The sequence below is a fragment of the Armatimonadota bacterium genome (assembly GCA_020354555.1).
Classification (GTDB): domain Bacteria; phylum Armatimonadota; class Hebobacteria.
In genome coordinates, this window is record CP070648.1 from 4,138,936 (window position 1) to 4,142,798 (window position 3,863).

Sequence of the window (3,863 nt, forward strand, 5' to 3'; positions counted from 1 at the left end):
ATGGGCTACTGTTCCCTCCCCCGCACTCGGGAAACGCGGCTTGCGCCGTATCCGAGTCTGCGTCACACATCGGCACATCGACTGGGTACCAGCGCCCGGGTGAGCCCAGCGCGGCGCCTGTATCGTGGGCCGGAGATTTCCCCCGCTATCTCACCCCCCCGACGCCCAACGCGACACTGAGACAGCTTCCGCTTGTCGTGGCGCCAAATCACCGGCATTGATGACCTTGATTCACCCCTCAACTAGCCGTTGTCTCGCGCCCCGTCTCCCCTTGCGGATTCCCGTCACGCCACTCCGCGCGGTGTGCGACAGCAGTGGGGGCGACATGAAACACGCGATGCTTTGCTAGTTTCATGCAATAGAATCAACATTCATCTCAATTCCACGTAATTGTGTGGAATAAGTTGACCGCTGCCACCTCACGGCTGAATGATGAATACACGACTGGCGTCCTGGCGGGCGTTGTCCATGCGCGGACGCAGCGTCCAGATACAAGACTGCGAGCGTGGCATGTATGGTCCATACTGGCTCAAGAGAGGAGTGTCGCAGGATGCATGCGCCGCCCGACATGGCCGTCTACCCAATGGGAACCGTGGTGAGACTCACCGGAGTCGCAGCTGCGAAGTTGAGGTTCTGGGAGAACAAGTACCGGCTGATTCAGCCCAGACGAGACCCGATAGGGCGCCGCCTCTACTCAAAGCGAGACCTGCAGCGAATCAAACGGATCCAGCAACTGCTGGATGAAGGTCTTAACCTCATAGTAGTGAGCGAGATGTTGGAAGCTGAGGAGCGAAACGAGGCGCAGCATGTCGTCTAGGTACGCAGCCGGCCCGGCCCGACCTGGCGCGCATTATTCATGCGCGCACGCGTCATGCGCAGGATGCACGCACTTCAAGCGCAGTATGAATAATCCGGGGTAGGACTGCGCTCGACGCCGACCTGCGAATTCGCAATGATCGATACGGCACACGATATCCCCCAGTCCAGCGGCATACATCACGGCGGACGCGTCGTCCGCAGCCAACACCGCGATGGCGCCGGGACCCGGGTGCCCGACCAAGGACTCACCGCGCCCGCAGCGCGCAGTACGCATAGCTGCAAGAGCAGCACATGTAGTGAGCGGCAAATCCCAGTGGCCGAGCCTGCCGGAAGCGAGAAGTTCCGTATGCGAATCCGGATGCCGAACGACCCATCGCCGGTACGCAGGAACGTACCTGAAGAAGCTGCCATCCCAGCAAGCGTTGCAGCAAGTGTCACACGCCGGTCCGGCAGGCTTGGCCGCCATCGCGCCCCAGACGTGCAATGGTGATCCCGTATCGACCCGTGCCCGCAGCGCGAACCGCGCTGCGGGTGCATGCAGCGAAGAGAGACCACCAACGGCCTCCTGCTGCTGACCGCTAACTCCCCCGAGGGAGGGGCCGGCCGCCGCAACCGACCGATCCCTCCCTCCCCCAGCACGCGGCAGGCCCGGGAATGGACGCAGCCGCGCGTTGCCGACGGTCCGCGAGTCCGCGCTTACTTCTCGAACGCATCGCGCCGGCGCCTGCGCAGCCGCCATGTCCTCCCCTTTTCCCGTTCTCCCCAACCTTTCGCTCAAGTCGCGACTCCCCGAAGGCGATAATACATAGTGAGGGGCTTGCCGCCGCAGTGAGCGCATTGCCGCGCGGTACTGAGTGGGGTGCCGCGCCTCATCGAGCCTGTTGCCGCGGCAGCAAACGTATTCCAGCGCGGCGGTCAGCGAATCGTCGCGCGTTGACGCGCCGCCGCCGCTGGCCTTGCCGGCATGGCGCGCGGATAGAGCACATGGATAGCATTCCGATCCAATCGAGGTCGCTCCGCGAAGAGGCACCGCTCACGAGCGCCGTTCTCGGTCACGAGGAGGCGAACGCACTCGCATTCGCCGACCTCCTGCTCGGCTTCATGGGTGAGCAGGTTCGCCCGCAGACGCGGGGGTTCGACGCGCCTTGGGCATCCTTCGCGAGTCTCGCCCTCGGCGCCTCATTCGCGGACGAGCGGGCAGACGTGTCTGCACCGCGACCGCCGATAGAATCGCCATCATCGCCGCAGCCTCCAACGATGGGGACGCGGAATGAGCCTTCCGCCACTCAGGCTCACGCCTCAAGCGCCGGTACGGCCGGGCAATCGCAGGGCGAAGCTCCCGCCGCCCTCAGCCAAGCGCACGCCGGCAACGAGCCTCAGCAGCCTGAGTCGCAGTCGGAGCTGAACCACGAGACACCGTCTCAACCGCAGCCGCAGTCGCAGCCGGAATCGCAGCAAGTGACCCAGGAGGCTCACGCCGCACGAGAGATTGCGCGGTCCGACGCACGACCCATCGCTTCCGATATCGCCGATATCGAGGGCCACGCGCCGCGTGAGGCCGCGCATCTCTCCTCCCCGCCAGCACTCAACCGGTTCGAGGTAGTCGAGCAGATCGCCCGCGCGGCGCGTGCGCCGCTACGCGCCGGGCACACGGAACTCACCGTGCGACTCGAATCCTGGGGGGCAGGAGCCGCCGCATAGCGCGGCAAGCGGATTCGCCATGAGGATCTCGAACCGCCAAATCGAGAAACTGCTCGAAGCGCAACTCGAGGGCACCCATCGCCCGGACACCGCGAAGGACCCGTCGCAGGCGGCTCGCCACGACAGCCTGGGCCTGTCGCGACGCGCGGCGGACATCGCGCGCGCGCAAGAACTCGCGGCCGGCGCGCCGGGGATCCGCGAGGACAAGGTGGCGCGCATTCGTGAGCAGATCGAGCGCGGCGAGTATCAGGTTTGCCCAGGGGAACTTGCCGATAGAATCCTGACCGAAGCGCGCCTCGGGCGCGTTCTGCGGAAGCTGTAGCTCCGATCGCCGCGGCGGGCTGCTCGTCCCATCCGCTGCGGCCGGCGCTGGATGAAGCTTGGCGTCGTTTATGACGCGCATAGACGTGCATGTGGACTGACTGCCGTGAGCCGCAGAGAGGTTGCCGCCATGGAAACCGTACACGAGTTTCACGACGTCACACTGTCGGTTCTGGAAAAGGAATCTCGCGGGTACGAGGAACTCCTCGCACTGATTCGCGAGCAGCGCGAGCAGTTGCTTGCGGGGAGGATGGGCGCGCTCGACGCGATCGTTGACCGCCAGTCGGAGCTGATGCGCCTCATCGCGAACCTGGATCGTCAAGCCGACGTGTGCCTGCGCCGGCTGAAGAGCGTGCTGCACCTGGACAGCGACCCGATCACGCTCGCGGCGATCGCCGCGGCCGCGCCGGACGCCTATGCGAAACGCTACCGCGATCTGCGGGCGCGATTGCAGGGCCTGTCTGACGAGATCCGCCGCACCAGCCTCGGCAATCTCGAACTGGCCCGCAACGCGCTGGGATACATTGACTTCTCACTGAGATTGATCGGCGCCGAGCGGGACTCCGATGCCTGCGCCCCTGACGGCGCGCCGACCGGCGGCTAGGGCGACGGCACCTTCCGGCCGACGGTAATCTGCACCCGCGGGCAGATGGCGACGTTCATCCAGCGCGGCTGCAACTTCGTGAAGCCGATCAGGTAGGCGCCGCAGGCGGGCAAGTTGACCGCCCGCCTCCATAGCCGATTTCCCGATGGGAGGGCGTGATGCCCTCCCGTCGCTGTCCTGACGCCCGCACCTCGGCAAGAGAAACCGCACAATGTCTGGGATGTCCCGCTTCCGGCTGCCCCGCATTGCTTTGCGCTGACCCATATTGTGGTTATCCACAATAGCTCCGCCGCTGCACGCCCGGTAACCTCTGGCGGATGTGTCACGGCTGACGAGCGTGACGCCGTAGCAGCAGTATGGCTGGCTTGGGCAGCCGAGGCTTGGAGCGCCCGCTGGGGTGGGGCGCCCAACTGTGGAA

General features: G+C 65.3%; 4 protein-coding genes. All 4 read left to right on the top strand.

Annotated elements, in window-relative coordinates; translation table 11 throughout:
- Positions 1 to 595 precede the first annotated feature (595 nt).
- The 4 genes from JSV65_16935 (at position 596) to flgN (ending at position 3,445) form a co-directional block, all read left to right on the top strand.
- Entirely contained in the window at positions 596 to 817 is a 222-nt protein-coding gene (locus tag JSV65_16935) for a MerR family transcriptional regulator (GenBank protein ID UCH34201.1), read from the top strand.
- Positions 818 to 2,277: 1,460 nt separating this feature from the next.
- On the top strand, positions 2,278 to 2,520 hold the full coding sequence (locus tag JSV65_16940) for a hypothetical protein (protein UCH34202.1): 243 nt from the start codon (positions 2,278 to 2,280) through the stop codon (positions 2,518 to 2,520).
- A gap of 19 nt (positions 2,521 to 2,539) precedes the next feature.
- Positions 2,540 to 2,842, top strand: a complete 303-nt coding sequence (gene flgM / locus JSV65_16945) for a flagellar biosynthesis anti-sigma factor FlgM (protein UCH34203.1) — start codon at positions 2,540 to 2,542, stop codon at positions 2,840 to 2,842.
- 129 nt (positions 2,843 to 2,971) lie between these two features.
- Positions 2,972 to 3,445 carry a flagellar export chaperone FlgN gene (gene flgN, locus JSV65_16950; GenBank protein UCH34204.1) on the top strand — a complete coding sequence of 158 codons (474 nt, stop codon included), beginning with the start codon at positions 2,972 to 2,974 and terminating at the stop codon, positions 3,443 to 3,445.
- Positions 3,446 to 3,863: the final 418 nt, after the last annotated feature.

What these genes read in the sequence shown, in the direction of transcription:
- flgN (UCH34204.1), top strand. Translation starts at nt 2,972, where the DNA reads ATGGAAACCGTACACGAGTTTCACGACGTCACACTGTCGGTTCTGGAA.
- flgM (UCH34203.1), top strand. Translation starts at nt 2,540, where the DNA reads ATGAGGATCTCGAACCGCCAAATCGAGAAACTGCTCGAAGCGCAACTC.